Origin of the sequence: Mesorhizobium opportunistum WSM2075, assembly GCF_000176035.2 — a bacterium.
Lineage (GTDB): Bacteria > Pseudomonadota > Alphaproteobacteria > Rhizobiales > Rhizobiaceae > Mesorhizobium > Mesorhizobium opportunistum.
Genome location: NC_015675.1, coordinates 6,065,743 through 6,091,388, shown reverse-complemented (window position 1 = coordinate 6,091,388; position 25,646 = coordinate 6,065,743). Strand labels below are relative to the sequence as shown.

Sequence of the window (25,646 nt, the reverse complement as noted above, 5' to 3'; positions counted from 1 at the left end):
TCTCCTGAAGGCTAAAGAATAGGCGCTCCCGAGTAGCCGGCCAGGAAGGCGTCTAGCTGCTGGCTGGCTGATGTCGCGGTCTGCTGGGGATCGGCGCCGCCGAGCTGTGCGGCCTGGATGGCGTCGGAGATGATCTTGTAGACCTCGGGCGGCACGCGGGGCTCGGCCCGGGTGCCCGGATGGATGTCCTTGGAGAAGACGCCCATCTTGCCGTTGGTGAAAGCGGCACCGCCGGCAGCGAGCGCGCTGTTGCGCGGCGGCATGTCGCTTTTGGCCACCGTGCACCAGTCGACGACGCGTTGGACCGAGCCCTTGTCCATCGAGGCGAGTGCCCAGGCGCAGAACTGCGCGGCCGCTTCCGGGTTCTTGCCCTTGGCGTTGGCGACGAAGGCCCAGCCGCCGCCGACCGTCACATATTTGCCGTTGGCCGGCGTTGGTAGCTTGAAGATACCGTAGGGCGTGTTCTTGGCGTTGTTGTCCATGGCCGAGATGCCCCAGATGCCGACATTCTGCATTGCGCAATAGCCGGAGCCGAGATTGGCGACCACATCGAAGCCGCCGCTCAATACCTGGCGTGGTGCGGCGCCCGATTTGATGGCGTCCTGCCAGAGCTTCAGCGCCTGGACCGTGGCCGGGGAATCGAAGGCACTCTTGCCGTCCTTGCCCTGGAATTCGCCGCCGCCCTGCCACAGGAAGGGATACCAGGTGAAATTCTGATAGTAGCCCGGCGTCGTCTCGAACAGAACGCCGTAGCGGTTGGGCGTCGTTAGCTTCTTGGCGGTTTCAAGCAGCTCGTCCCAGCTCTTGGGCACGTCGTTCTCGTTGAGGCCCGCGTCCTCGAAGACCTTGACCGAATAGTAGAAGGCCATCGGCTCGACCTCCATGGGTACGCCGTAGATCTTGCCGTCGACCATGCGGTTGGCGATCACGCTTTCCGGGAAATCGGCTCTGACCGCAGCGTCGATGTAAGGTGTCAGGTCGGCCAGCACGCCGCCATTGTAGTAGCGCAGGAAGTCGCCGGGGCTGATGATGAAGATGTCCGGCCCTTCTCCCGACGCAAAGGCCGTGGAGAGCTTCGAGCCGTTCATGTACTCGCTATTGGTCACATATTCGAGCTCGACCTTGACGTCATGGCCGGCGTTCCAGCCGGCAACCATATCCTCGAACCATTTCACCTGCGGCTTCACGTCGCCGCCCGGCGCATAGAACTGCCAGAACTTCAGTGCCGCGCCCTCGGCGCGGGCGATGCGGTTGATGAAAGGCAAGCCGGCGATGCCGCCGGCGAGGGCAGCACCTTGCTGCAGGATGCGGCGGCGTGTCAGGCCGGATACGATTGGCGAAGTTGGTCGATCAGTCACGGTTTCCTCCCTGTTGATCGTCTCTGGTGAACTTTTCGGGCCGAGTGGTCTCCCGCTGGCTTTCAAACTCCTCACGCCGTGTCGAAGGGGTGGAGGAAGGACGGCACCACTACGGTGCGCGGTTCGCCGGCATAGGCGCCCGAGAGCCTTTCGAGCAGCATCCGCGTTGCCTCCCGCGCGAGGCCGGCCGGGCTGTTGCCGACACGCGTGAGGCGCGGTCGCACATATTCGAGCTGCGGCAGATCCTCGAAAACCGCGACGGCGATGTCGCGGGGCACGACGATGCCGAGGTCGTGGAACGTCGCCAGCGCGCCCGCCGCCATCAAATAGTTGGCAAAGAAGATGGCGCTCGGCAGCGGATCGCTGTGCCGTTCCAGCAGCCAGGCGACCGCCTCGACACCGGAGGGCGGCAGATAGCTGCCGGTGAAACGCAGGTCGGCCAGGGGCGGCGCGCCATTGTCGGCAAGCCCTTTCTCAAAACCTTCGGCGCGTTCCATCGCCTCCCGGAACGAGGTCGGCCCGGTGACGTAGGCGACGCGCCGATGGCCTTTGCGCGCCAGATACTCGCCCATCAGGTAGCCGCCGCCATGGTCGTCCAGTTTGACGTTGTCGACGGCGCGGTTGGGCAGGTCGCCGATGAAGACGGTAGGGATGTCGATGCCGATCAGCGTGTCATGCATGCCATGCAGCGCGAAGTCGCCGACGATCAGCGCATCGACCCGGCGGTGCCGGATTTGGCGCAGATACTCATGGCCGTGCTCCTGGCTGTGGCCGCCGGGCACGTCGGTGTTGAAGATCAGCATGTCGAGGCCGACGGCCTCGAACTCGGACTGCGCGGTCTTGACCAGCTCCGGATAGAACGGGTTGCGGATATCGGGAATGAGCATGGCGACTGTGTTGGTGCGCCCGGTGCGCAGGCTCTGGGCCTGCGGGTTGGGTGAATAGCCAAGCTCCGCGATCGCCTTCTCCACCCGCTCGCGCAGTGATTTAGACACGCGGTCGGCGTGGTTGATCACGTGCGAAACGGTCGTCCGCGATACGCCTGCCCGCTCGGCAACCTTGGAGATCGTGCTCATGGAAAGGCACTATTATGCCTTGTGAATGCATTTGCAAATCGATTTTCACAGGAAGTTTGGAAAATTTGGCCTGTGTCGCGGCCTCCATACCGCGACACACGGGTGATGTCCTGTGCGAGGAAATGATACCCGGACAGCGAGTCCGGAAAAGTGGCAGGCTGATGGAGCGCCGCTCAGTACCGGGGACCGGCCACCATCCGCGCGACCCGCGTCATGTCGGCGCTCATCTCGCGGTCGTCGTCGAGCGGGCTGACGAGCGCGCGCACCGCGGCAAAGGTCCGCTGCGGCCCTTCGCCCATACTGCCGATGACGCCGCGCAACTCCACGCCCGTCGCCGCGAAGATCAGTTCCATCGCAACCAGATAGCGCATGCGCTCGACGATCTCGGCGGTCTTGGCCACCACCCGCGGCGCCATCGACGACTGGTCCTCGATACCATCCGAAACGGCAAGCGGGCTGAGCGACATCGGATTGGCCAGATGGCGGATCTCGGCTTCCAGCGCGGCCAGCGGCTTTTGCAGTTCGGCATAGCCCTGGCGGCTGCCGCCCCTGGCTGACAGGAAGCGCGGCAGTTCGGCAGCTATCGGCGACATCAGCTTCATGCCGCGGTTGGCGATGCCGACCGCGCAATGCGCCAGCGCCTGGCCAAGCTGTTCCCAGGCCAGCGTCATCGCCGTGAGATCGAAATTGCCGTTCGAGATCACCCGCTCGCCCTCGGCCAGGATCACAGGATTGTCGCCTGAGTGGGTCAGTTCGATCTCCGTCGCCAGCCGCGCCTGCTCGAACGCGTGGAGCAGGCCACCCCAGACCTGGGGCACGCAGCGATAGCTGAGCGGATCCTGGAGGCGCCGTGCCGCCTTGTCCTTCCACAGGCCGCTTCCCGCCAGTTCCTTGCGCAGCCGGGCACCGATCTCGCGCTGGCCGAAGGCCGGCCGCGCGGCCAGCGCATGCTCGTCGATCGCGGTGAGGGAAGAACGGAACGCCTCATAGTTGAGGGCCACCGCTGCCAGCGCCCAGTCGATGAGATGCGCGACGTCCTCGAGGCACAGGCAGGCCGTTCCGGTCGACAGGCTGTTGGCGACGATGATGGCGTGGCCGTCCTTCTCGCGCAGGTCGAGCGGCTCGAGCCCGGCCAGCGCCAGCGCTTCGGCGGACGGCATGATCCTGCCGCGGAATTCCGCTTCGCCGTCGCCGCCCAGCGCCCTTGCCATATGGCCGAGATGGGCAAGGTCCGCCGCCCCGATCGATCCCCAGGTGGGAATCACCGGATGGACGCCGGCGTTAAGCGCCGCCACAAGGCCCATCACCACGCGTTCGGAGGTGCCGGTGCCGCCGGCCGCCATGCCTGCGATGCGCGCGGTGATCATCGCCCGTACCGCCTCGGTCGGCAGGGCGGGTCCGATGCCCATGCTGTGGCTGAGCGGCACGCTGTGCTGGAAGGCGATCAGGTCGGCCTGCGCGAGTGGTGTGTCGACACAGGCGCCCAGGCCCGTGGTGACGCCGTACATCGGCTTGCCGAGCTGCGTCAGATGCTCGATGAGGGAACGGCTCGCCCGGATGCGGCGCATCGCCTCGTCGCCCAGCATGAGCCGGGCGTTGCGGCGTGCGATCTCGGCGACATCCGCGACGCCGAGCGGCTTGGCGTCGAGCATTATCATTCGGGCTGTCATTCTCGCCTGTATCCTGTGACCGGAGGCCCGGACCAGCGGCGCGGCGGGCGTCACTGTTTGTGACGGCTTGCAGGCTGGACTGCAAGCCGTTCCCGCTATGGCAGCGGTGGGAGGACGGCAGAAGCGAGGATGCCTGGATTTCCGGAACTACGCCGATCGCTCCACGACTGCATCGGGCACCACCACCAGCTTGCCGACGAAATCCTTGGCGATGAAATCGGCCTGCGCGCGATGGAAATCCGACAGCCTGTAGACGCCGCCGACCAGCGGCCGGATTTTTTTCGCCTCGATATATCCGACGATGCGGCGAAAATCGGCGCGCGTGCCCTGGCTCGAGCCGTGCAGTTGCAGCTGCTTGAGGTACATGGTCCTGAGATCGAGCTGCACGACCGGACCGGCGATCGCGCCCGCGGTGGTGTAGCGGCCCTCGGGCCTCAGGATGCGCAGCAGGTCGTTGAAGATCGCGCCGCCGACGAGGTCGGCGACCACGTCGATCGGCTTGCCGCCGGTTGCCGCGTACACGGCTTGCGGCAGGTCGGCAATGCCACGGGTGATGACAGCCTCGGCGCCGATGTCGCGCACCGCCTGCTCCTTGCCTTTGCCGACGACGGCATAGGGGATGGCGCCGCGCGCCCGTGCCAACTGCACGATGCCGGAGCCGACGCCGCCCGAGGCGCCCGTGACCAGCACGCGCTCGCCGGCTTTCAGGTCGGCGCGTTCCAGCATCTGTTCGCCGGTGAGATAGGCGCAGCAGAAGGTGGCGAGTTCGACATCGCTCATCTCCGTATCGACGACATGCGCATTTTCGGCCGGCACGGTCTGGTACTCGGCGTAACCGCCATCGCGACCGTGCCCCATATAGTCGATGTCGGCCAGCGAATCGTCGTCGCGGTTGTAGATGGAGAAATCGACCATCACCCGTTCGCCGATACGATCCGGCGAGACGCCTTCGCCGACGGCGGCGATGATGCCCACCGTGTCGGTGCCCTGGACGCGCGGAAAGGTCAGCGTGTTGCCCTGGCGCCGCCAGGTCGACACGGCGGCGGCGTCCTCTTCGGTGCCATAGGCGCCCTGGCGCCCCCACACATCGGTGTTGTTCATCCCGCAAGCGCTGACTTTCACCAGCACTTCGCCGGGGGCGGGCGCGGGCACTTTCACATCGGTGCGGTAGACGAGCTTTTCCGGTCCGCCGTGCCCGGTGAGCAGCACGGCGGCCATGGTGGCGGGAAGGGTTCTGGTCATGGCATTCATGGTCGATTTCAGAGATTGGCAAAGACGCTGTTCACCGCATCGGCGGTCCTGGAGACGACGATGTCGGCTTCTTCGCGGGTCAGGCAGAGCGGCGGCGCGAAGCCGAGAATATCGCCTTGTGGCATCGCACGGCCGATAACACCGCTGGCGGCAAGTGCCGTTGCCACCTGCGGACCGATCTTCTGCGAGGCGTCGAAGAACACCCGATCGTCCTTGTCGGCGACGAACTCGACCGCCGCCAGCATGCCGTCGCCGCGCACGTCGCCGACATTTTTGTGGCCGCCGACGGCCTTCGCCAGTTCGGCACGGAAATAGGCACCGGTCTCGCGGGCATTCGTCACCAGATCCATTTCGTCGATCAGTTCGAGATTGGCGACGCCGGCGGCAACGCAGATCGGATGCGCCGAATAGGTCCAGCCATGGCCGAGCGAGCCGAGCTTGTCGGAACCCTGCACCAGCACCTGCCACATCTTGTCGGCGACGATGACGCCCGACAGCGGCGCATACGCCGAGGTCAGGCCCTTGGCGATGGTGATCAGGTCGGGCTTGATGCCGTAATGGTCGGAGCCGAACATGCTGCCCAGCCGGCCGAAGCCCGTCACCACTTCATCGGCGACCAGAAGCACGTCGTACTTCTTCAGCACCGCCTGGATCTTTTCCCAATAGCCGGCGGGCGGCGGCACGATGCCGCCGGTGCCGAGGATCGGCTCGCCGATGAAGGCGGCGACGGTCTCGGGGCCTTCGGCCAGGATCATCTCCTCGAGCTTGTCGGCGCAATGTTGCGAGAACTGCTCCTCGCTCATCGAGCGGTCGGCGCGGCGGAAGTAATAGGGCGCCTCGGTGTGCAGGATCGGCGCGCGTGGCAGGTCGAAGGCGTTGTGGAAGAGATCGAGCCCGGTCAGCGATCCGGTCATCACGCCCGAGCCGTGATAGCCACGCCAGCGCGAGATGATCTTCTTCTTTTCGGGGCGCCCGAGCACGTTGTTGTAGTACCAGATCAGCTTGATGTTGGTTTCGTTGGCATCCGAACCGGAGAGGCCGAAATAGACCCTCGACATGCCCTTCGGCGCGCGGTCGATGATCATCTTGGCCAATGTGATCGAAGCCTCGGTGCCGTGCCCGACATAGGCGTGGTAATAGGCAAGGTTCTTCGCCTGAGTGGCGATGGCGTCGGCGATCTTCTGCCGGCCATAGCCGACATTGACGCAATAGAGACCGGCGAAGGCGTCGATGCTCTTCCTGCCATTGTTGTCCCAGACGGTAACGCCTTCACCGCCGGCCATGATGCGGGTCGGGCTCTCGCCCCGCGCGTGCGTGCCCATATGCGTCGAGGGATGGAAGAAGTGGTCGCGATCCCAGGCGGCGAGTTCGTTGGACTGGTCGAGCATTTTTTTGACTCCTGACGAAAAGGGCGATTCCGATGCAGCTTAGGCTACATCGAGGCAGAGATATTTGAGATCGGTGAAAGCTTCGAGGCCATGGCGCGAGCCTTCGCGGCCGATACCGGACTGCTTGACGCCGCCGAACGGGATCGGCGCGCCGGTAATCTTGACGCGGTTGACGGCGACCATGCCGTAGTCGAGGGCACGGCCGAGACGCTGCTGGCGGGCGCCGTTCTCGGTCACGACATAGGCGACGAGACCGTACTCGGTGGCATTGGCGCGGGCGATCACCTCGCCCTCGCTGTCGAAAGGTGTGATTGCGGCAACCGGGCCAAAGGTTTCCTCGCGCATGATCAGCGCCTCGTCGGGCACATCGGCCAGCAATGTCGGCTGGTAGAACAGCGGCCCGGCCTGATGCCGCTTGCCGCCGACGAGGCAGCGCGCGCCGTGGGCGATGGCATCGGCGACCTGCTCCTCGACCTTGGTGACGGCGCGCTCATGCATCAGCGGCCCGATGTCGGTTTCCTGCATAAGGCCGTTACCGGTCCGCAATGCTTCGATGCGGCTGGCGAAGGCGGCGCAGAAGCGATCATGGATCGGGCGCTGGACATAGATGCGGTTGGCGGCCAGGCAATCCTGGCCCGAAGTGGCGAATTTGGCGTCGATGGCGATGCTCACCGCCTTGTCCAGATCGGCATCGGCAAAGACGATCAGCGGTGCGTGGCCGCCAAGCTCCATCACCAGCCGCTTCATCGTCGGCGCACTCTGCGCGGCGATCAGCCTGCCGATTTCGGTCGAACCGGTGAAGCTCATGGCGCGAACGCGCGGATCCTCGCACATGCGGCCGACAATCGTCGCGGCCTTGCCGGTGATGATGTTGAAGACGCCGGCAGGCAGACCGGCGCGCTCGCCGAGTTCCGCCAGCCCCAGCGCCGACAGCGGCGTCTCCGAGGACGGATGCGCAACGATTGTGCAGCCGGCGGCCAGTGCCGCCGCCGCCTTGCGGGTCAGCATGGCCGATGGAAAATTCCACGGCGTGACGACACCGACGACGCCAAGCGGTTCGCGCCGCACCATCATTTCCGCGTTCGGCAGATGGCTGGTGACGCTTTCCGCGTTGAGGCGTTTTGCTTCCTCGGCGTACCACTCGACGAAGGAGGCGGCATAGTCGATTTCACCAATCGACTCCCGCAGCGGCTTGCCCTGTTCCAGCGTCATCAGCAGGGCAAGATCGTCTTTCGCGGCGATGATCAGCTCGAACCATTTCCGCAGGATTTTCGAGCGCTCTTGCGGCAGCAGCGACCGCCAGGCCGGAAAGACGCGCGCCGCGGCATCGATCGCTTTTGTCGTCTGGCGCGCGTCGAGCGCGGCCACGAAGGCGACGGTGGCGCCGGTGGCCGGATCGGTGACTTCAAAGCTTTCAGCGGCCTCGCTTGCCGTCCAGTGGCCGTCGACATAGGCGAGCTCGCGCAGCAGCCGGCGATCGGCAAGGCGGTCGAGCGCTTCATGGCGATGCGAGCGGGCAAAATGCGCGGACATGGTCGAAGCCTCCCGGTTCGGTCTGATGCGGGGAGATTATCCATCGCGGCCAGACAGAGAGGCTGTTTGGATGCACGCTGATAGAGAGAGTCTCTCTATTGCGGCGGTCAGGCAGACGATCTCTCCGCGCTACGGCGATGCCGGCAAAAGGTCGGCTATCGGAAGCGCTATCTCGTCCTTCACCGTCTTGATGACAATGTAGGTGAAGTAGCGGTCGATGCCGATCTCGCGATCGAGCAGGCCATCGACCAGCCGCTGATAGGCGTCGATGTCGCGCGCCATCACCTTCAGCACGTAGTCGACACCGCCGCCCACCGACCAGCAGGCAACGATCTCGGGGATGTCACGGACGACGCGTTCGAAGCGGTCGAAATCGGCCTGGCGATGGCTGGCCAGCGTCACCTCCATCAGCACGGTCGCGACTGGCGCCACGACACGCATGGCGATCCGGGCATGGTAACCGGAGACGATGCCCGCCTTCTCCAGCTTGCGCAACCGCATCCAGCATGGCGTGGGCGACAGGCCGACCTGCTCGGCCAGCGCCAGCTTGGTGATACGGCCGTCGCGCTGGATGGCGTCGAGGATTTTGAGATCGATCGCGTCGAGTTTCGCAGCAGTCATCACGGCCCACTTTTTGGTCGCCAGTACCATGCCGGCGCATTATTTCGATTGTCAATTGCACTGATTTCGATCTCTAATAAGTCATGACATTGTGGCAACCCGATCCCGCTCTCATCCGGCGGCCGGCCTATCAGTCGCTGGCCGACCAGTTCGCGCGCGCCATTCATGACGGGCGCCTGGCCAATGGCGCCCGTCTGCCGACTCATCGCCGGCTCGCCGACGATCTGAAACTCTCGGTGCAGACGGTCAGCCGCGCCTATGAGGAATTGATCCGGCGCGGCCTGATTTCGGGCGAGATCGGCCGCGGCAGTTTCGTCCAGACGCAACGCCGCGAGCCGGAGCCGCCCTATCTGCCCGAACGCCTCGGCGAGGTCATCGACCTCTCGATCCTGAAGCCGGTCTGCGAGCCGATGCATCTGGAACGGCTGAAGCAGGCACTGGGCTGGCTGGCCGAGAACCTGCCGTCGAGTTCGGCACTGTCGTTCCGGCCCAACATGGTGTTTCCACGTCACCGTGCGGTGGCGGTCGAATGGCTGAAGCTATGCGGCCTCGATGTCTCGCCGCAGAACATCAGCCTGACCAATGGCGCCACCGCCGGCATGACCGTGGCGCTGATGAGCGTTGCGCCGCCGGGCTCGACGGTTGCCACGGAGGCGATCGGCCACCACACACTGGTGCCGCTGGCCCGGTATCTCGGCTTCAACCTCGAAGGCCTGCCCATCGACGGCAATGGCCTGATTCCCGAAGCGCTGGACGAAGCCTGTCGGCTCTCCGACATCCGCGCGGTGTTCGTGCAGCCCTCGGTGATCAACCCGACGGCGACCCTGATGGACGCGCGGCGGCGCGAAGAGATCGCGGCGGTCGCCCGCAAGCACGACATCGCCATCATCGAGAACGATGTGCTGGGTCCCCTGGTCGAGGATCGGCCGCCGCCGGTCGCTGCTTTCGCCCCGGAGCGCACGCTCTACGTCACGTCCTTCACCAAGATCGTGGTGCCCGGCCTGCGCATCGGCTATCTCGCCGCGCCCGACCGCTATGTCGCCGCCGTCGCCAACCGGCATCTGGTGTCGAACTGGATGGCGACGCCGCTGGTGGCCGAGATCGCCACCAAATGGGTGGCCGACGGCACGGCGATGGAGTTCGTCCGCTGGCAGCGTGCGGCGTTGCGGCGGCGGCTGGACATCGCGGCGGAAGTGCTGGCCGGGGTCGAATATCGTGCCCGGCATGACGGGCTGCACATCTGGCTGGAGTTGCCGGCCGATCGGGCCGAGGAAAGCTTTGTCGCCCAGGCGCGGCTGCGAGGCGTGGCGATTGCGCCGGGTACATCCTTCCGCATTTCGGATGCGCCCTGGCATCCGGCTGTGCGTATCTCACTGGGTTCGACCACGGAAGGGGAACTGCGCGCCGGCCTCGGCGTTGTCACAAAGCTGCTGCTTGGCGATCCGGAACATCTGCTGCTTGCAATCTGAGCACGTCGCCCAAGAAGGGCGAGCCGTTTTGGGATGATGACGTGCACAAAAAATCAGCCGCGACTGATCGGAAAACATGCGCAATCGGAATAATTGTCATGATATTATTTTCCCGATTGACATGATTTGGCGTGTTCCGCATCGTTAAGGGCACAGGCTTCTCCAACACGGGGAAATTCATTTGTCCGCATCCAAACCCATCATCAAGGTCGATGCTATTTCGAAGAGCTTCGGCACCTTCAAGGTGCTGGACGGCCTGTCGATGCAGGTCATGCCGCGCGAGAAGCTGGCGCTGATCGGGCCCTCCGGCTCGGGCAAGACGACGATCCTGCGTATCCTGATGACCCTGGAACGCATCGACGGCGGCCACATCCAGATCGAGGGCGAACAACTCTACCACATGGAACGCAACGGTCAGCTGCTGCCCGCCGACGAACGGCATCTGACCCGGATGCGCCAGAAGATCGGCATGGTCTTCCAGCTCTTCAACCTGTTTCCGCACAAGAGCGTCATCGACAATGTGACGCTGGCACCGATGCTGACCAAGGGCACGCCGCGCGCCGCCGCCGAGAAGCGGGCGATGGAACTGCTCGACATGGTCGGCATGGCCGACAAGGCCAAGGCCATGCCGGCACAACTCTCCGGCGGCCAGAAGCAGCGTGTGGCGATCGCCCGCGCGCTCGCTTTGCAGCCGAAGATCATGCTGTTCGACGAAGTGACGTCGGCGCTTGATCCGGAACTGGTCGAGGAGGTGCTCAACGTCCTGTGGCGGCTCTGCGCCGAGACCGACATGACGATGCTTCTGGTTACGCACGAAATGGGTTTCGCCCACGATTTCGCCGACCGGGTGCTGTTCTTCGATCGCGGCAGAATAGTCGAGGAGGGCAAGCCCGATGAGATTTTCCGCCATCCCAAACAGGAGCGCACGCAGGGCTTCCTGAAGAAGATCATCGCGGCCGGACATCGCGTCTGACCGTTATGCCCGGGACGGTGAAGCCGTCCCGAAATCAACCAGAAACGGGCGGCGCTGCTGCCGCAACCAAACCAAGAAAACGAAACAAGGAGTTGGGAACAAATGAAGAAATTTGGCATTCTGGCCGGCGTCGCCGGTCTTGCGCTGACCGCGGTGCTGGCCGCCTCGACCGCGGGTTCGGCCGACGACAGCAAACTCGAACAGCTCAAGTCGCAGGGCTTCGCCCGCCTCGCCATCGCCAATGAGCCGCCCTATACGGCCGTCGCCGCCGACGGCAAGGTTTCGGGAGCGGCGCCTGACGTGGCGCGCGAGATCTTCAAGCGGCTCGGCGTCGCCGACGTCGTCGCCTCGATCTCGGAATATGGCGCCATGATCCCCGGCCTGCAGGCCGGCCGCTTCGATGTCGTCACCGCCGGTCTGTTCATGAAGCCGGAGCGCTGCGCTGCGGTCGCCTATTCCGAGCCCGTGCTGTGCGACGCCGAAGCGATGCTGGTGAAGAAGGGCAATCCGAAAGGCTTCAAGAGCTACGAAGACGTCGCCAAGGACACGTCCGCAACGATCGGCGCTCCCGGTGGTGGCACCGAGGAGAAGCTGGCGCTCAATGCCGGCGTGCCGCGGGATCGTGTCATTGTCGTGCCGGACGGCCAGAGCGGCCTGAAGATGGTGCAGGACGGCCGTATCGACGCCTATTCGCTGCCGGTTCTGTCGATCAACGACCTGATGAAGAAGGCCAATGACCCGAGCCTCGAAGTCATTGCGCCGGTGCAGGGGGCGCCGGTCTATTGCGACGGCGCCGCCTTCAAGAAGGGCGACGAGGCGCTGCGCGATGCCTTCGACGTCGAACTCGCCAAGATGAAGAAGTCGGGCGAATTCGCCAAGATCATCGAGCCCTATGGCTTCTCGGCCGCGGCCGCGATGTCGACGACACGCGACAAGCTCTGCGCAGCGAAATAGGGCGCACTTTTTCCTTCTCCCCGTTCACGGGGAGAAGGTGTCACGAAGTGACGGATGAGGGGCGGCGCAGAGTTTGGAGAAGCTAGCGCTGGCCCTCATCTGCCTGCCCGTCCTCCGCAGCAGCTACGGAGGGTGGACCGGCATCTTCTCCCCGCGAACGGGGAGAAGGATCTTAAAACCAAACGTTGGAACCTCTAATCGAATGACCCAGTGGTCCGGCTATTTCGGCCTGATATTGCAGGGAGCGCTTGTCACCATCGAGCTGACGCTGATGGGGTCGGTGCTTGCCCTGGTCATGGCCTTTCTTGCCGGCCTGGGGCGGCTGTCGCGCTTCTTTGCGCTGCGCGCGCTGGCCACCGCCTATATCGAATTCTTTCGCGGCACCTCGATCTTCGTGCAGTTGTTCTTCGCTTATTTCGTGCTGCCGCTGGTGGGCTTCGAACTGACCCCGCTGCAGGCGGGCGTGCTCGCGCTCGGCCTGAATGTCGGCGCCTATGCCGCCGAAGTGGTGCGCGGCGCCGTACAGTCGATCGGCCGCGAACAGCATGAGGCCTGCATCGCGCTCAACCTCGGCCGCTGGCAAGGCTTGCGCCACGTCATCCTGCCCCAGGCGTTTCTGGTGATGCTGCCGACCTTCGGCAACAACGCCATCGAACTGCTGAAGGCCACATCGGTCGTCTCGCTGATCTCGCTTGGCGACCTGACCTTCCAGGCGCAGGTGGTGCGCGCCCAGACCGGCAACACGATGGTGCCCTTCACCACCATCCTGATCATCTATTTCATCCTGGCGCTGCTCATCTCGTGGGGCGTGCGCTCGCTGGAGCGCCGCATGGCGCGCGGCCTCGACGGAGTGCGCGTCTGATGGCCGGGGTTTTCTGATGGAATGGGATTGGGATTTTGTCCGGCAGATCCTGCCGACGCTGATCCAGGGGGTGAAGATCACCATCCTTGCGACGCTGCTCGGCTCGGTGCTGGCGGCGATCGTCGGGCTCGGCATCGCGCTGGCGCGCCGCTCGCCCAACAAGGCATTGTCCCGCACCGTCGGTTGGGCGGCCGAATTCATCCGCGGCACGCCGCTTCTCGTGCAACTCTACTTCATCTTCTACGTGCTGCCTGACATCGGCATCCTGCTGCCGCCGCTCGTCGCCGGTGTCATCGGGCTCGGGCTGCACTACGGCACCTATACGGCCGAGGTCTACCGCGCCGGCATCGACAATGTGCCGCGTGGCCAGTGGGAGGCCGCCAAGGCGTGCAATCTCAGCGGCAGGCAGACCTGGAGCCACATCATCATACCGCAGGCCATCCCGCCGATGATCCCGGCACTGGCCAACTATTTCATCGCCATGTTCAAGGAAACGCCGCTCCTGTCGGCGATCACCGTGCTGGAACTGATGAACCAGGCGAAAAGCGTCGCCAACACCTACTATCGCTATATCGAGCCGATCACGCTGGTTGGCGCTTTCTTCCTCGCCATCAGTCTTTGCTCGGTTATCCTGCTGCGCTGGCTGGAACGGCGCTACGGCAAGATCGAGAGATAATTTGATGAAACCCTTACCCGAGATCAAGGTCGCGCCCAACCGGCCGACGCTCGAAGACCGCCCGATGGCGCGCCGCGTCGGTCTCATCATCCTGGCCACGGATCACACCAGTGAGCCGGATTTTCGCCGCATGGTGGCGAGCGAGCGCATCGGCGTCTATGTCGCGCGCATTCCCTACGCCAATCCGACGACGCCGGAGAATCTGCGCAAGATGCAGCCGGCGCTGACGGCGGCCGCGGCATTGATCCTGCCCGACGAGCCGCTCGACGCCATCTGCTATTCCTGCACCTCGGCCTCGGTGGTGATCGGTGATGCCGAGATCGAGGTGGCGATTCAAGCCGCCAAGCCCGGCGTTCCCATCGTCACGCCGCCGATGGCTGGCGTGCGCGGGCTGCACGCGTTCGGCGCGCGCCGGATCAGTATTCTTACGCCCTACACGGCCGAAACCTCCAGGCCGATGGCGGCCTATTTCGCCGCCCGTGGCTTCGAGATCGCCAGCTTCACCTGTCTCGGCTTCGAGGACGATCGCAAGATGGCCCGTATCCCCCCGGCAGAGCTTGTCGATCTCGCGCGCGAAGCGACGCATGCGCAGGCGGACGCACTGTTCGTCTCCTGCACGGCGCTGCGAGGTGCGCTCGCGGTCACCGGCATGGAACAGGCGATCGGCCGCCCAGTGGTGTCCAGCAACCAGGCGAGCGCCTGGAACTGCCTGCGCCTTTGCGGTGATGAGACAGTCCATCCCGAATTTGGCCGTCTGATGACGCTGCCCTTGCCCCACGATTGACGATCATGGCGACAGTCACTCTCAGCGATATCCGCGCCGCGCGCGAACGAATTGCCGGCAAGGTCGAGCGCACGGCGACCGTGCGTTCGCCGGGTCTCTCCGAACAACTGGGTGTGCCGGTTCACCTCAAGCTCGAGCACCGCCAGACCACAGGCAGCTTCAAGCTGCGCGGCGCTTCGAATGCCGTCGCTTCGCTGAGTGCCGCGGAGAAAGCGCGTGGCGTCGTCGCGGCCTCGACCGGCAATCATGGCCGCGCGCTGGCGCATGCCGCGAAGCTCGAAGGCATGCGCGCGGTCATCTGCATGTCACGGCTGGTGCCCGGCAACAAGCTCGACGAAATCCGCCGGCTTGGCGCGGAGGTCCGCATCATCGGCAACAGCCAGGACGATGCCCAGCAGGAGGTCGAGCGGCTGGTGGCGCAAGAGGGCCTGGTCATGCTGCCGCCCTTCGACCATCCCGCGATAATCGCCGGGCAAGGCACGCTCGGGTTGGAGATGATCGAGCAGGTTCCGGATGCCGCGCTCGTGCTCGTACAACTCTCCGGTGGCGGCCTGGCCTCGGGCATCGCCGCGGCCGTCAAGGGGGTCAGCCCCGGTACGAAAGTGATCGGTGTTTCGATGGCACGCGGCGCGGCGATGAAAGCGAGCCTCGATGCCGGCCGGCCGATGCCGGTGGAGGAATTGCCGACGCTGGCGGATTCGCTCGGCGGCGGCATCGGCCTCGACAACCGGCTGACCTTCGCCATGTGCCGCGATCTGCTCGACGATGTGATCTTGCTTGGCGAAGACGAAATCGCCGAGGGCATCCGCCATGCCTATGCGCAGGAGCGTGAGATCGTCGAAGGCGCCGGCGCGGTCGGTATCGCCGCTCTGCTCGCTGGCAAGGTCAAGGCGGACGGGCCGGTGCTTGTTCTGCTTTCGGGCCGCAACATCGACATGGACACGCACCGCAAGATCATCTGCGGTGACGCAACGATGGAGCGCGCCGCATGAGCCGCATGACGATCCTCACCGAGAAGGAACTGCGCCAGATCGTGACGCTGGATCTCGACGCCGTCGCCTGCGTCGAGAATGCTTTTCGCGCGCTCGCCACCTTGCCGGTGGCGATGCCGCCGATCCTGCGCCTCGACATCCCCGAGCATCGCGGCGAGGTCGACGTGAAGACCGCCTATGTGCCCGGCATCGACGGCTTCGCCATCAAGATCAGCCCCGGTTTCTTCGATAATCCCAAGCTCGGCCTGCCCTCCGTCAACGGCATGATGGTGCTGCTGTCGGCCAGGACCGGTCTGGTCGAAGCGCTACTGCTCGACAATGGCTATCTCACCGATGTCCGCACGGCTGCCGCCGGCGCGGTCGCGGCCAAGCATCTGTCGCGTCCCGATGCATCTGTCGCCGCGATCTTCGGCGCCGGCGTGCAAGCCGGACTGCAGCTCGAAGCGCTCAAGCTCGTGCGGCCGATCGCCGAGGCTCGCATCTGGGCGCGCGATGCCGCCAAGGCAGTGGCGACCGCGGCCGCCTTGAGTGAGAAACTCGGCATTGTTGTTCGTGCCGAACCCGACCCGGCTGAGGCCGCGGCCGGCGCCGACATCATCGTCACCACCACGCCCTCCACCGAGCCGCTGATCAAGGCCGGCTTCGTTTCCGCCGGCCAGCACATCACCGCCATGGGTTCGGACGCCGAGCACAAGAACGAGATCGCACCGGCGATCCTGCGCATGGCCGATCTCTATGTCGCCGACAGCGCGCGCCAGACACGACGGCTTGGCGAACTCCACCATGCCATCGCGGCGGGCGTGATAGCAGCCGATGCCGAGGTGACCGAGCTTGGCCAGATCATCGCCGGCGCAATGCACGGCCGTCGCTCAGCCAGCGACATCACCATTGCCGACCTGACCGGCACCGGCGTGCAGGACACGGCGATCGCCACGCTCGCCCGCGACCGGGCGCGGACGGCGAAATCCGGAACCATTTTCGAAAGCTGATGCTGGCCGCAGGAGCATGGATCCGGAAAAGCGGAAACCGGTTTTCCGAGAAGATCGTGCTCGAACAAAAAGTTACCTGGAGCCGGATTCAACCAGGTTGAAACAGGCTCCAGGCCCAACAAACGAGGACCAAGAACAATGCAACCAAACCTGAAATTCTCGCGCGGCGAATTTGCCGAACGCCTGGCCAAGACCCGGAAAGCCATGGAGGCAAAGGGCGTCGACCTCTTGATCGTCAGCGACCCGTCCAACATGGCCTGGCTGACCGGCTACGATGGCTGGTCTTTCTATGTGCATCAGGCTGTCATTGTGCCGCCGTCGGGCGAGCCGGTCTGGTATGGCCGCGGCCAGGATGCCAATGGCGCCAAGCGCACCGCCTATCTCGCCCATGACAACATCGTCGGCTATGCCGACCACTACGTTCAGTCGACCGAGCGGCACCCGATGGATTTCCTGTCCAGCGTGTTGGCCGATCGCGGCTGGGGCAAGCTCACCGTCGGCGTCGAGATGGACAATTACTGGTTCTCCGCCGCCGCCTTTGCCGCGCTGCAGAAGCATCTGCCCAATGCCCGCTTCGTCGACGCCACCGCCCTGGTCAACTGGCAGCGCGCGGTGAAGAGCCCGACCGAGATCGACTATATGCGCAAGGCCGCCCGCATCGTCGAGGCCATGCACCACCGCATCGTCGATAAGATAGAAGTCGGCATGCGCAAATGCGATCTCGTTGCCGAGATCTATGATGCCGGCACGCGCGGCGTCGACGGCATTGGCGGTGACTACCCGGCCATCGTACCGCTGCTGCCGTCGGGTGCCGACGCCTCGGCGCCGCATCTGACCTGGGACGACCAGCCGATGAGGCGGGGCGAGGGCACCTTCTTCGAGATTGCCGGCTGTTACAACCGCTATCACTGCCCGTTGTCGCGCACCGTCTTCCTCGGCAAGCCGACGCAGGAATTCCTCGATGCCGAGAAGGCGACGCTGGAAGGTATGGAAGCCGGCCTCGCAGCCGCCAGGCCCGGCAATGCCTGCGAGGACATCGCCAACGCCTTCTTCGCCGTCCTGAAGAAATACGGCATCGTCAAAGATAATCGCACCGGCTATTCGATCGGTCTTTCCTATCCGCCGGACTGGGGCGAACGCACCATGAGCCTGCGTCCCGGCGACCGCACCGAGCTCAAGCCCGGCATGACCTTCCATTTCATGACCGGTCTCTGGCTTGAAACGATGGGGCTGGAGATCACTGAATCGATCCTGATCACCGAAACCGGTGTAGAGTGCCTGGCCAATGTACCGCGCAAGCTGGTGGTGAAGAATTGAAACCGATGTCCAGTCTTCGTCCTTCGCCGGTCGCGCCGACCGTCGATTTCGATCGCGACGGCGTCCAGCATGGCTTTCTGCGCCTGCCCTACAGCCGCGACGATTCGGCCTGGGGTTCGGTGATGATCCCGATCTGCGTCATCCGCAACGGCAAAGGGCCGGCGGCCCTGCTGACCGGCGGCAACCATGGCGACGAATATGAGGGTCCGCTGGCGCTCTACGATCTCGCCAGGACCCTCGATCCGAAAACCGTCAGCGGTACCGTGATCATCGTGCCGGCGATGAATTATCCGGCCTTCCGCGCCGGCACGCGCACCTCGCCGATCGACAAGGGCAACATGAACCGCAGCTTTCCCGGTCGCCCGGACGGCACGGTGACCGAGAAGATCGCCGACTATTTTCAACGGGAGCTGCTTCCTCGCGCGGACATCGTCTTCGACTTTCATTCCGGCGGCAAGACGCTCGACTTCGTGCCGTTTTGCGCCGCGCACACTCTGCCCGACAAGGCGTTGGAGCAGAAAGCCTTCGACGCGGTGGCGGCGTTTTCCGCCCCCTTCTCGATGCGCATGATCGAGATCGATGCCGTCGGCATGTACGACACAGCGGCCGAGGAGATGGGCAAGGTCTTCGTCAGCACCGAGCTTGGCGGCGGCGGCACCTCTCGTGCACAAACCGTGCGCATCGCGCGACGCGGCGTCCTCAATGTGTTGCGTCACGCCGGCATTGTCGATGGTGCGGTCGAGAAGAGCCAGACACAGTGGTTGGACATGCCCTCGGGCGATTGCTTCTCCTTCGCCGAGGACGACGGCATGGTCGAAACCATGGTCGATCTCGGCGAGCCCGTGGAGAAGGGGGCCGTGCTGGCCCGCATCCATTCAGTTGGCCGCACCGGTATCGCCCCGCAGGAAATCAGGGCGGAGATGTCCGGCATGCTGGCCGCACGACATTTTCCCGGGCTGGTCAAGGCCGGCGACTGCGCCGCCGTTGTGGCCGTGCGCGTCGATTGAGCAAAGCGATTGTGCTCAGACAGCATGTAGACAGCGACGGTCCGCACATTGCGGGAAGCCCCGGCTGAAGAGCCGTCGTACTTCGACCAATTTCGGTCGGCGGCTGTTCGGTCGCCGATCCGTGCCGGGGAAAATTTCCCCAAAAAGTAAGAAGTCTAAATTAACGAGAGGCTGGCAAAATAGGAGTCGTGGGCGAGGTATACTTGCTGCGCTGCCGTTGCTGGCTCAGCCACAAGCGAGGCAGTGCGGCGACGATCGTCCAGGGCGCAGGGCGGCTGGTCTGAATCATGAAGTCTTCGACTGGAGAACATTATCCGGCGCTGGACCATATTCGCGGTCTGGCGGCTTTTCTGGTCTTCACCTGGCATTTTCTTCACCAGTCTCCTGATGGGCCGGTCCCCTATGGCTTTGTGCCGGCTCTGCCAATCTTCAGCCTTCTGGATGAAGGGATCACCGGCGTTTCGCTGTTCATGGCGCTCTCCGGCTACCTGTTCGCCAAGCTTCTTGATGGAAAACAGGTCAGCTACCTGCCCTTCTTTGCCAACCGGGCGCTAAGGCTGCTTCCGCTTCTGCTGGCCGTAATAGCCATCGAGGCTTGCCGCAGGGATCTCGCGGGTCAGCCTCTGGGCGAGTACTTCACCGATGTCGGCAAAGGGCTGATTTTCCCCACCCTTCCGAATGGCGGCTGGTCGATTACCGTGGAAGCTCACTTCTACATTTTGTTGCCGTTCTTGCTGATGGCGTCGAGGCGGTTCCCGTTCGCGCCCTTGCTGTTCATCGCGGCAGCGATTTTGCTGAGGTGGGCGCTCTATGTGCACATCGGCGAGGTGCAGTCGGCGGCAGCCTGGACCATCATAGGCCACGCGGACCAGTTTCTGGCCGGCATTCTTGCTTTTCACCTCCGTGCCTATGCGAAGGATCGGCACTGGCTGGCGCTGGCCGTTTTCATCGCATTCTCGGTTTTCTTCTGGTGGTTCGATGCCGCCGGCGGATTTTACCAGTTGGAGCATTATCCGTCGCCGCATTCGATATGGATCATCCTGCCGACCCTGGAGGCCGCGGCCTATGCTTTCGGCATCGCCTATTACGACACCAGCTTTTCGAGGAAGCGCACAAGCCTGCCGTTCAAGATCCTTGAGAAGGCCGGGGCCTACAGCTATTCGATCTATCTCCTGCATCTGTTCTTCGTCATGCAACTGGCGGCGTTCATAAACACGAACGTCATGAACATAAGCAATTTCTATGTTGCTTGCCTCTGGTCCGGCCTGTGCTTCATGGCGACGATTCCGATCGGCTATCTCAGCTACACCTGCATCGAAGCGCCATTCCTGCGCATGCGTATGCGGTATGCGGAGCCGGCAAGCGCTGTGCCGACCCCAGCCAGGGGGCGACCCGCAGCGGCATAGGCGCGCGCCACGATGCCGCTTCCGAAGCGACGGTAAGGTCAGGCTAGCTCTCCTGTACACAAGGATACTTATATCCGCAAAAGCGGTTTTCCATTAGGCTGGATATCGGATGAAGCGGGAGCATCGTTTGCGCGGATTTGTGGAAGGCCTGATCGAGAGACCGCAGACGGTGGCGGAGCAGGTAGCCAATGTCCTGCGCGAAGCTATAGCCAGCGGATCCTTGAAAGCAGGCACCGCGCTGCGCCAGGACGATCTGGCCGAACGGTTCGGCTTCAGCCGCATGCCGATCCGTGATGCGCTTCGCCAGTTGGAGGCCGAGGGCATCGTGTCCATTCACCCGACCAAGGGCGCGCATGTCGCCCGAATGGACAGTGCCGAAATCACAGAGATCTACGCGGTGCGCGAATTGCTCGAATGCGAGGCGCTCCAGCTCTCTGTTCCCGTCCTGTCGGGCGACAAGCTCGATGAGGCCGGACAAGCACTCGACCAGATCGATGCCGAGCGCAATGTCGGCAGATGGGGGGCGCTCAACCGGACCTTTCACCTGGCTCTCTATGATGCCTGCGGCAACCGGCGTTTGCTCGGCCTGATCGAGGCGCACCACAATGCGGCCGATCGCTATGTCCGCATCCTGTTGTCGAACCTCGACTATCGCACCCGCTCGCAGGCCGAGCACCGCGACCTGCTGGCCGCCTGCCGGCAGCGCGACGGCAACAAGGCCGTGAGCATTCTGAGCCAGCATCTTCGCGAAGGCAGCGAGACACTCGTCAACGCCATAAAGGACGAAGGTCTGTCGCGAAAATCCTAGACAGGCAATATCAATGCCGCCGGTCACGCCGGCGTGGTTGCGTCCATGCGGGTTCACTGCCACATATTGCAACATCATCGCTCGACACGAGGATCGCCATGTCTCCCGTCAGCCGCCTGCCGGTGCGCGCACTTGCCCCAAGACGCCACGACGAGATCCTGAGGCGGTTGAGCGCCCAGGGTTCCGTCAGCGTCGCCGAGCTTGCCGGGTTCTTCGATGTCTCGCGCGAAACCATCCGCCGTGATTTGAAGCTGCTTTCGGACCAGGGGAGGCTCGGCATCGTGCATGGCGGCGCCGCCCGCTTCGAGCCGAGCGAGCCGGCGATGAGCCTGCGCAGCCAGGAAAATGCCCACGGCAAGGCGGCGATCGGCAAGGCTGCCGCCGGCCTGGTTAAGGACGGAATGGTGGTCTTTCTCGATTCCGGCACCACCACTTTGGCCGTCGCGCATGCCATGGCCGACCTGCGCGATCTCACCATCTGCACGGCCAGCCTGCCGATCGCGCTGCATCTATGCCATGTCCCGGGCATGCGTGTGCATATGCTGGGCGGCGAAGTCGATCCCGGCGAGGAGGCGGCTTCCGGCATCGACACGCTCGATGCGATGGCTCACTTCCGTGTCGACATCGCCTTCCTCGGGGGCGGTGCCCTGTCCCCGGATGGCGAGGTGACCGACTTCACCCGCGCCGGCGCGGAGCAGCGTGGCCGCATGATCGCTTTTGCCGGCAAGGCCTATTTCGCCCTGGACAGCAGCAAGTTCGGCAAGCTGACGCCGCTCAGGATTCCGAATTTCGAGCGCGCCGCCGGCGTGATCGTCGACGCCAATCCGGACACCGCGCTTGCCGAGGCGCTTTCGCAAAAGGGACCCGAACTCATAGTGGCAAGTCTGATGTGATATTTTGTGACTTTTTGGGTTGATATTTGGCTTTTCCCTGCTAATGTCCAGCCATCCCTTCAAATGGCGGAACGCCCATGGCACATGAATTTCCCACTCAGGCACGAATTGTCATCATAGGCGGCGGCATCATCGGCTGCTCGGTCGCCTACCATCTGACCAAGCTCGGCTGGACCGATGTCGTCCTGCTCGAACAGGGACAGCTCAGCGGCGGCACCACTTGGCATGCAGCCGGCCTTGTCGGGCAGCTCCGCAGCCATTCCAACATGACCAGCCTGATCCGGTATTCCACGCAGCTCTACAGCGAATTGGAAGCCGAGACTGGTCTTGCCACAGGCTGGAAGAATTGCGGCTCGCTGTCGGTGGCGCGCACCGCCGACCGCATGACAGTGTTGAAACGCACGGCCGCATCGGCCCGCGCCCAAGGCGTCGAGATCGATGTCATCTCGGCAAAGGAAGCAGGCGAGCTGTGGCCGGTGATGGCGACGAACGATCTGGTCGGCGCCGTCTGGCTGCCCGGCGATGGCAAGGCCAATCCCACGGACCTCACGCAATCATTGGCCAAGGGCGCGCGCAACCGCGGCGCCCAAATATTCGAGCGGGTGAAGGTCACCGGCATCACGGTGAAAAACGGTGTCGCCTGCGGCGTCGAGACGGATCGCGGCGACATCGCCGCCGAGATCGTCGTCAACTGCGCCGGCCAATGGGCGCGCAAGGTCGGGCTGATGTGCGGCGTCTCGGTGCCGCTGCACTCGGCAGAGCATATGTACATCGTCACCGGCAGGATCGAGGGCGTGCATCCGGACCTGCCGGTCATGCGCGACCCCGACGGCTTCATCTACTTCAAGGAAGAGGTCGGCGGCCTGGTCATGGGCGGCTTCGAGCCGCACGCCAAGCCATGGGGCATGAACGGCATCCCGGAGAGTTTCGAGTTCGCGCTGCTGCCCGACGATTGGGACCAGTTCGAGATCCTGATGGAAAACGCGCTTATCCGCGTGCCGCAACTGGCTGAGGCCGAGGTCAAGAAATTCTACAACGGTCCCGAGAGCTTTACGCCGGACAACAATTTTCTTCTCGGCGAGGCGCCGGAGCTGAAGAATTTCTATGTCGGCGCCGGCTTCAATTCGATGGGCATCGCCAGCGCCGGCGGCGCGGGCAGGGCACTGGCCGAGTGGATCGTCAACAGTGCGCCGACCATGGATTTGTGGCCGGTCGACATCAGGCGCTTCGCGTCCTTCAACAACAATCCGCGCTGGCTGCATGACCGGGTCAAGGAAACGCTTGGCCTGCACTACACCATGCCATGGCCAAACCGGGAACTGGACACCGCGCGACCGTTCCGCCGCTCGCCGCTCTACGATCGGCTGGCCGCCAAGGGTGCCTGCTTCGGTTCCAAGATGGGCTGGGAGCGCGCCAACTGGTTCGCAGCACCGGGAGGGAAGGCCGAGAACGACTATGCCTTCGGCCGCCAGAACTGGCATGAAGCGGTCGGCCAAGAGATGAAGGCGACGCGCGAAGCCGTCGCCCTGTTCGACCAGACCTCCTTCGCCAAGCTCCTCGTCCAGGGTCGCGATGCCTGCGCCGTGCTCAACCGCATTTGCGCCGGCAATGTCGATGTGGCGGTCGGCACCTCGGTCTACACCGGCGTGCTTAACGCCCGTGGCGGCTACGAAAGCGACCTCACGGTGATGCGGCTCGGTGCCGAAAAATTCCTCATCGTCACGGGGTCCGCGCAGGCGGTCCACGACGCCGACTGGATCGTCAAGAACATCCCGGCCGATGCCCATGCGATCCTGACCGACGTCACCTCGTCCTATGCGGTGCTGGCGCTGATGGGGCCGCGCTCGCGCGATCTGCTCGGCAAACTGTCTTCGGCGGATCTTTCCAATGCCGGCTTCCCCTTCGGCACGATCCGCGAGATCGATATCGGCTACGCCACCGCCTACGCAAACCGCATGACCTATGTCGGCGAGCTCGGCTGGGAGTTGATCGTGCCGACCGAGTTCGCGGTCGGCGTCTATGAAGCGCTGCACGAGGCAGGCCGCGAGTTCGGCTTGGCTGACGCCGGCTACTACGCGCTCGACGCCTTGCGCATCGAAAAAGGTTTTCGCGCCTGGGGCAGGGAATTGACGCCTGATATCGACCCCTGGCAGGCGGGGCTTGGCTTTGCCGTCGCCATGGACAAGCCGGGCGGTTTCATCGGACGCGATGCGCTGATCAAGTCAAAGCCGTTGGCCGCGCCGGCCAGGCGTGTCGTGCTGTTCACGCTCGACGACGCCGAGCCGATGCTATGGGGCGGCGAGTTGATCCTGCGCGACGGCAAACCGGTTGGCGAAGTGCGCTCTGCCGCCTACGGTCACACGCTCGGCCGCTCGGTGGCGCTCGGACTGATCGAACACGAAGCCGGCGTCGATGCGGCGTTCCTCAGCGGCGAGCGGTTCGAGATCGACCTCGCCGGCGAGCGGCATGCCGCCACGGCCCATTTGCGCAGCCCCTACGATCCGAAGTCGGAGCGGGTGAAGGCGGATGCAGTGGAGATCAGGGCCGCCGCTTAATCCGCCGACATCGATCTTGCCATGTCGAGAAAGGCGCGCACCAGCTTGCCGCCGCTGCGCTCGCGCAGGCAGATCAGCGCTTCGTCCATCAAGGTCTCGGGCGCGTCGATGGTGATCGGCATCAGCCGTGAATCCTGACCGAATTCGGCGGCCGAGACGAAACCGATGCCGGCGCCCGAGGCGACGATCTCGCGGACCGCCTCGCGGCCCTCGGCTTCGATCGCCGGCCGCAGTTCAACCTTCGAAGCGGCAGCCAGGTCTTCGAGCTTCTGGCGCGTCTTCGAGCCACGCTCACGCATGACCAGCGATTCCTGCGCCAGCTGCGCGAGCGTCAGCGACTTTTTGCCCGCCAGCGGATGGTCGATGGAGGTGAAGGCGATGATCGGTGTCGAGTTGAGTTTCAAAACCTCGAAATCGCGTCCGGTCGGCACCTCGCCCAGCACGCCGATATCGGCATCGTAGCTGTAGAGGCTGCTTATCACCGTCTCGGTGTTGCCGGCGCGCACCGAAACCTGGACGCCGGGGTAACGGGCCCGGAAGCTGCCGAGAATGTGGAGCAGGTGATGCGCGGCGTCGGCGACGATGCGCAGCGTGCCGGAACGCAACGCCCGCGACTCGGTCAGCAGCTCGAGCGCCTGCTGCTCCGTGTCGAACATGCGGTGGGTAATTTCGAGCAGCTTCTGGCCCGAATGGGTCAGCGTGACCTGCTTCTTGTTCCGGTTGAACAGCAGCACGTCGTACTCTTCCTCGAGCTTGCGCACCTGGTCGGATATCGCCGGCTGGGTCAGGAACAGCGCTTCGGCCGCCCGCGAAAAACCACCCGAAATCGCCACCTGATGAAAGGCCCGCAGCTGGACGTAGCGCATTTACCGTGCCTCCGGGATACCAAGGGTCGTCGGCAGCTTACCGCAAGTTCTGCTAACTGAAAGATTGAAATGAACGATTTTATTTATGATGCAGACGCGAAGTTACCCGGCTTCACAAGCATGTCATGAGCGGCATGCAGCTTATGTCGCGGTGCTCGCACCTTGCATCGTAAAAATCGATACTTCGATACAAAATAA

General features: G+C 64.0%; 22 protein-coding genes. 14 read left to right on the top strand and 8 right to left on the bottom strand.

The window, feature by feature from the left end; translation table 11 throughout:
- Positions 1 to 11: 11 nt before the first annotated feature.
- The 7 genes from MESOP_RS29340 to MESOP_RS29310 all read right to left on the bottom strand — a co-directional run bounded on the left by MESOP_RS29340 (position 12) and on the right by MESOP_RS29310 (position 8,897).
- Positions 12 to 1,358, bottom strand: coding sequence for an ABC transporter substrate-binding protein (locus MESOP_RS29340; protein ID WP_013896977.1), 1,347 nt, complete (start codon positions 1,356 to 1,358; stop codon positions 12 to 14).
- 71 nt (positions 1,359 to 1,429) lie between these two features.
- Positions 1,430 to 2,434, bottom strand: a complete 1,005-nt coding sequence (locus tag MESOP_RS29335) for a LacI family DNA-binding transcriptional regulator (protein WP_013896976.1) — start codon at positions 2,432 to 2,434, stop codon at positions 1,430 to 1,432.
- A gap of 173 nt (positions 2,435 to 2,607) precedes the next feature.
- On the bottom strand, positions 2,608 to 4,104 hold the full coding sequence (locus MESOP_RS29330; RefSeq protein WP_013896975.1) for an HAL/PAL/TAL family ammonia-lyase: 1,497 nt from the start codon (positions 4,102 to 4,104) through the stop codon (positions 2,608 to 2,610).
- 147 nt (positions 4,105 to 4,251) lie between these two features.
- Positions 4,252 to 5,355, bottom strand: coding sequence for an alcohol dehydrogenase family protein (locus MESOP_RS29325; RefSeq protein ID WP_013896974.1), 1,104 nt, complete (start codon positions 5,353 to 5,355; stop codon positions 4,252 to 4,254).
- Between the two features lie 8 nt (positions 5,356 to 5,363).
- Positions 5,364 to 6,743: an aspartate aminotransferase family protein gene (locus MESOP_RS29320; protein ID WP_013896973.1), complete on the bottom strand. Its 1,380-nt coding sequence runs from the start codon at positions 6,741 to 6,743 to the stop codon at positions 5,364 to 5,366.
- 39 nt (positions 6,744 to 6,782) lie between these two features.
- Positions 6,783 to 8,276: an NAD-dependent succinate-semialdehyde dehydrogenase gene (locus tag MESOP_RS29315; protein WP_013896972.1), complete on the bottom strand. Its 1,494-nt coding sequence runs from the start codon at positions 8,274 to 8,276 to the stop codon at positions 6,783 to 6,785.
- 129 nt (positions 8,277 to 8,405) lie between these two features.
- Positions 8,406 to 8,897 (bottom strand): Lrp/AsnC family transcriptional regulator, encoded by a 492-nt coding sequence (locus MESOP_RS29310; RefSeq protein WP_041165110.1) that lies wholly within the window; start codon positions 8,895 to 8,897, stop codon positions 8,406 to 8,408.
- Positions 8,898 to 8,980: 83 nt separating this feature from the next.
- Here MESOP_RS29310 and ehuR point away from each other — a divergent pair, with 83 nt between their 5' ends.
- The 14 genes from ehuR (at position 8,981) to MESOP_RS29240 (ending at position 24,582) form a co-directional block, all read left to right on the top strand.
- Positions 8,981 to 10,366, top strand: coding sequence for a MocR-like ectoine utilization transcription factor EhuR (gene ehuR / locus MESOP_RS29305; protein ID WP_013896970.1), 1,386 nt, complete (start codon positions 8,981 to 8,983; stop codon positions 10,364 to 10,366).
- A gap of 181 nt (positions 10,367 to 10,547) precedes the next feature.
- On the top strand, positions 10,548 to 11,339 hold the full coding sequence (gene ehuA / locus MESOP_RS29300) for an ectoine/hydroxyectoine ABC transporter ATP-binding protein EhuA (protein WP_013896969.1): 792 nt from the start codon (positions 10,548 to 10,550) through the stop codon (positions 11,337 to 11,339).
- A gap of 102 nt (positions 11,340 to 11,441) precedes the next feature.
- The gene (gene ehuB / locus MESOP_RS29295; RefSeq protein ID WP_013896968.1) at positions 11,442 to 12,293 is read left to right on the top strand and encodes an ectoine/hydroxyectoine ABC transporter substrate-binding protein EhuB; all 852 of its coding nucleotides are present in this window, start codon (positions 11,442 to 11,444) and stop codon (positions 12,291 to 12,293) included.
- Positions 12,294 to 12,495: 202 nt separating this feature from the next.
- A complete protein-coding gene (ehuC, locus tag MESOP_RS29290; RefSeq protein ID WP_013896967.1) occupies positions 12,496 to 13,155 on the top strand; it encodes an ectoine/hydroxyectoine ABC transporter permease subunit EhuC in 660 nt (219 codons plus the stop codon).
- A 16-nt stretch (positions 13,156 to 13,171) separates the two neighbouring features.
- Complete coding sequence (ehuD, locus tag MESOP_RS29285; RefSeq protein WP_013896966.1) at positions 13,172 to 13,831, top strand: ectoine/hydroxyectoine ABC transporter permease subunit EhuD; 660 nt, start codon at positions 13,172 to 13,174, stop codon at positions 13,829 to 13,831.
- Positions 13,832 to 13,835: 4 nt separating this feature from the next.
- Positions 13,836 to 14,615, top strand: a complete 780-nt coding sequence (eutA, locus tag MESOP_RS29280) for an ectoine utilization protein EutA (protein ID WP_013896965.1) — start codon at positions 13,836 to 13,838, stop codon at positions 14,613 to 14,615.
- Between the two features lie 5 nt (positions 14,616 to 14,620).
- Positions 14,621 to 15,607 carry a hydroxyectoine utilization dehydratase EutB gene (gene eutB / locus MESOP_RS29275; RefSeq protein WP_013896964.1) on the top strand — a complete coding sequence of 329 codons (987 nt, stop codon included), beginning with the start codon at positions 14,621 to 14,623 and terminating at the stop codon, positions 15,605 to 15,607.
- Complete coding sequence (locus MESOP_RS29270; protein ID WP_013896963.1) at positions 15,604 to 16,596, top strand: cyclodeaminase; 993 nt, start codon at positions 15,604 to 15,606, stop codon at positions 16,594 to 16,596. The genes eutB and MESOP_RS29270 overlap by 4 nt, the downstream gene beginning before the upstream one ends.
- Positions 16,597 to 16,734: 138 nt before the next feature.
- Positions 16,735 to 17,913 (top strand): ectoine hydrolase DoeA, encoded by a 1,179-nt coding sequence (gene doeA, locus MESOP_RS29265; RefSeq protein WP_013896962.1) that lies wholly within the window; start codon positions 16,735 to 16,737, stop codon positions 17,911 to 17,913.
- Positions 17,914 to 17,918: 5 nt separating this feature from the next.
- Complete coding sequence (doeB, locus tag MESOP_RS29260; RefSeq protein ID WP_013896961.1) at positions 17,919 to 18,920, top strand: N(2)-acetyl-L-2,4-diaminobutanoate deacetylase DoeB; 1,002 nt, start codon at positions 17,919 to 17,921, stop codon at positions 18,918 to 18,920.
- A 287-nt stretch (positions 18,921 to 19,207) separates the two neighbouring features.
- Positions 19,208 to 20,326 (top strand): acyltransferase family protein, encoded by a 1,119-nt coding sequence (locus MESOP_RS29255; RefSeq protein ID WP_013896960.1) that lies wholly within the window; start codon positions 19,208 to 19,210, stop codon positions 20,324 to 20,326.
- Between the two features lie 127 nt (positions 20,327 to 20,453).
- A complete protein-coding gene (locus MESOP_RS29250) occupies positions 20,454 to 21,134 on the top strand; it encodes a GntR family transcriptional regulator (protein ID WP_224729361.1) in 681 nt (226 codons plus the stop codon).
- 98 nt (positions 21,135 to 21,232) lie between these two features.
- Positions 21,233 to 22,027 carry a DeoR/GlpR family DNA-binding transcription regulator gene (locus tag MESOP_RS29245; RefSeq protein ID WP_013896958.1) on the top strand — a complete coding sequence of 265 codons (795 nt, stop codon included), beginning with the start codon at positions 21,233 to 21,235 and terminating at the stop codon, positions 22,025 to 22,027.
- Between the two features lie 77 nt (positions 22,028 to 22,104).
- On the top strand, positions 22,105 to 24,582 hold the full coding sequence (locus tag MESOP_RS29240) for a GcvT family protein (protein WP_013896957.1): 2,478 nt from the start codon (positions 22,105 to 22,107) through the stop codon (positions 24,580 to 24,582).
- Here MESOP_RS29240 and MESOP_RS29235 read toward each other — a convergent pair.
- Positions 24,579 to 25,448, bottom strand: coding sequence for a LysR substrate-binding domain-containing protein (locus MESOP_RS29235; RefSeq protein ID WP_013896956.1), 870 nt, complete (start codon positions 25,446 to 25,448; stop codon positions 24,579 to 24,581). The two genes, MESOP_RS29240 and MESOP_RS29235, sit on opposite strands and share 4 nt — an antisense overlap.
- Positions 25,449 to 25,646 lie beyond the last annotated feature (198 nt).

Coding starts and splice junctions, on each gene's coding strand:
- doeB (WP_013896961.1), top strand. CDS start 17,919: ATGTCCAGTCTTCGTCCTTCGCCGGTCGCGCCGACCGTCGATTTCGAT.
- doeA (WP_013896962.1), top strand. CDS start 16,735: ATGCAACCAAACCTGAAATTCTCGCGCGGCGAATTTGCCGAACGCCTG.
- MESOP_RS29245 (WP_013896958.1), top strand. CDS start 21,233: ATGTCTCCCGTCAGCCGCCTGCCGGTGCGCGCACTTGCCCCAAGACGC.
- MESOP_RS29310 (WP_041165110.1), bottom strand. CDS start 8,897: ATGACTGCTGCGAAACTCGACGCGATCGATCTCAAAATCCTCGACGCC.
- MESOP_RS29320 (WP_013896973.1), bottom strand. CDS start 6,743: ATGCTCGACCAGTCCAACGAACTCGCCGCCTGGGATCGCGACCACTTC.
- MESOP_RS29255 (WP_013896960.1), top strand. CDS start 19,208: ATGAAGTCTTCGACTGGAGAACATTATCCGGCGCTGGACCATATTCGC.
- ehuD (WP_013896966.1), top strand. CDS start 13,172: ATGGAATGGGATTGGGATTTTGTCCGGCAGATCCTGCCGACGCTGATC.
- MESOP_RS29235 (WP_013896956.1), bottom strand. CDS start 25,448: ATGCGCTACGTCCAGCTGCGGGCCTTTCATCAGGTGGCGATTTCGGGT.
- MESOP_RS29335 (WP_013896976.1), bottom strand. CDS start 2,434: ATGAGCACGATCTCCAAGGTTGCCGAGCGGGCAGGCGTATCGCGGACG.
- MESOP_RS29270 (WP_013896963.1), top strand. CDS start 15,604: ATGAGCCGCATGACGATCCTCACCGAGAAGGAACTGCGCCAGATCGTG.
- MESOP_RS29315 (WP_013896972.1), bottom strand. CDS start 8,276: ATGTCCGCGCATTTTGCCCGCTCGCATCGCCATGAAGCGCTCGACCGC.
- MESOP_RS29240 (WP_013896957.1), top strand. CDS start 22,105: ATGGCACATGAATTTCCCACTCAGGCACGAATTGTCATCATAGGCGGC.
- eutA (WP_013896965.1), top strand. CDS start 13,836: ATGAAACCCTTACCCGAGATCAAGGTCGCGCCCAACCGGCCGACGCTC.
- MESOP_RS29325 (WP_013896974.1), bottom strand. CDS start 5,355: ATGAATGCCATGACCAGAACCCTTCCCGCCACCATGGCCGCCGTGCTG.
- ehuB (WP_013896968.1), top strand. CDS start 11,442: ATGAAGAAATTTGGCATTCTGGCCGGCGTCGCCGGTCTTGCGCTGACC.
- ehuR (WP_013896970.1), top strand. CDS start 8,981: ATGACATTGTGGCAACCCGATCCCGCTCTCATCCGGCGGCCGGCCTAT.
- eutB (WP_013896964.1), top strand. CDS start 14,621: ATGGCGACAGTCACTCTCAGCGATATCCGCGCCGCGCGCGAACGAATT.
- MESOP_RS29330 (WP_013896975.1), bottom strand. CDS start 4,104: ATGACAGCCCGAATGATAATGCTCGACGCCAAGCCGCTCGGCGTCGCG.
- ehuC (WP_013896967.1), top strand. CDS start 12,496: ATGACCCAGTGGTCCGGCTATTTCGGCCTGATATTGCAGGGAGCGCTT.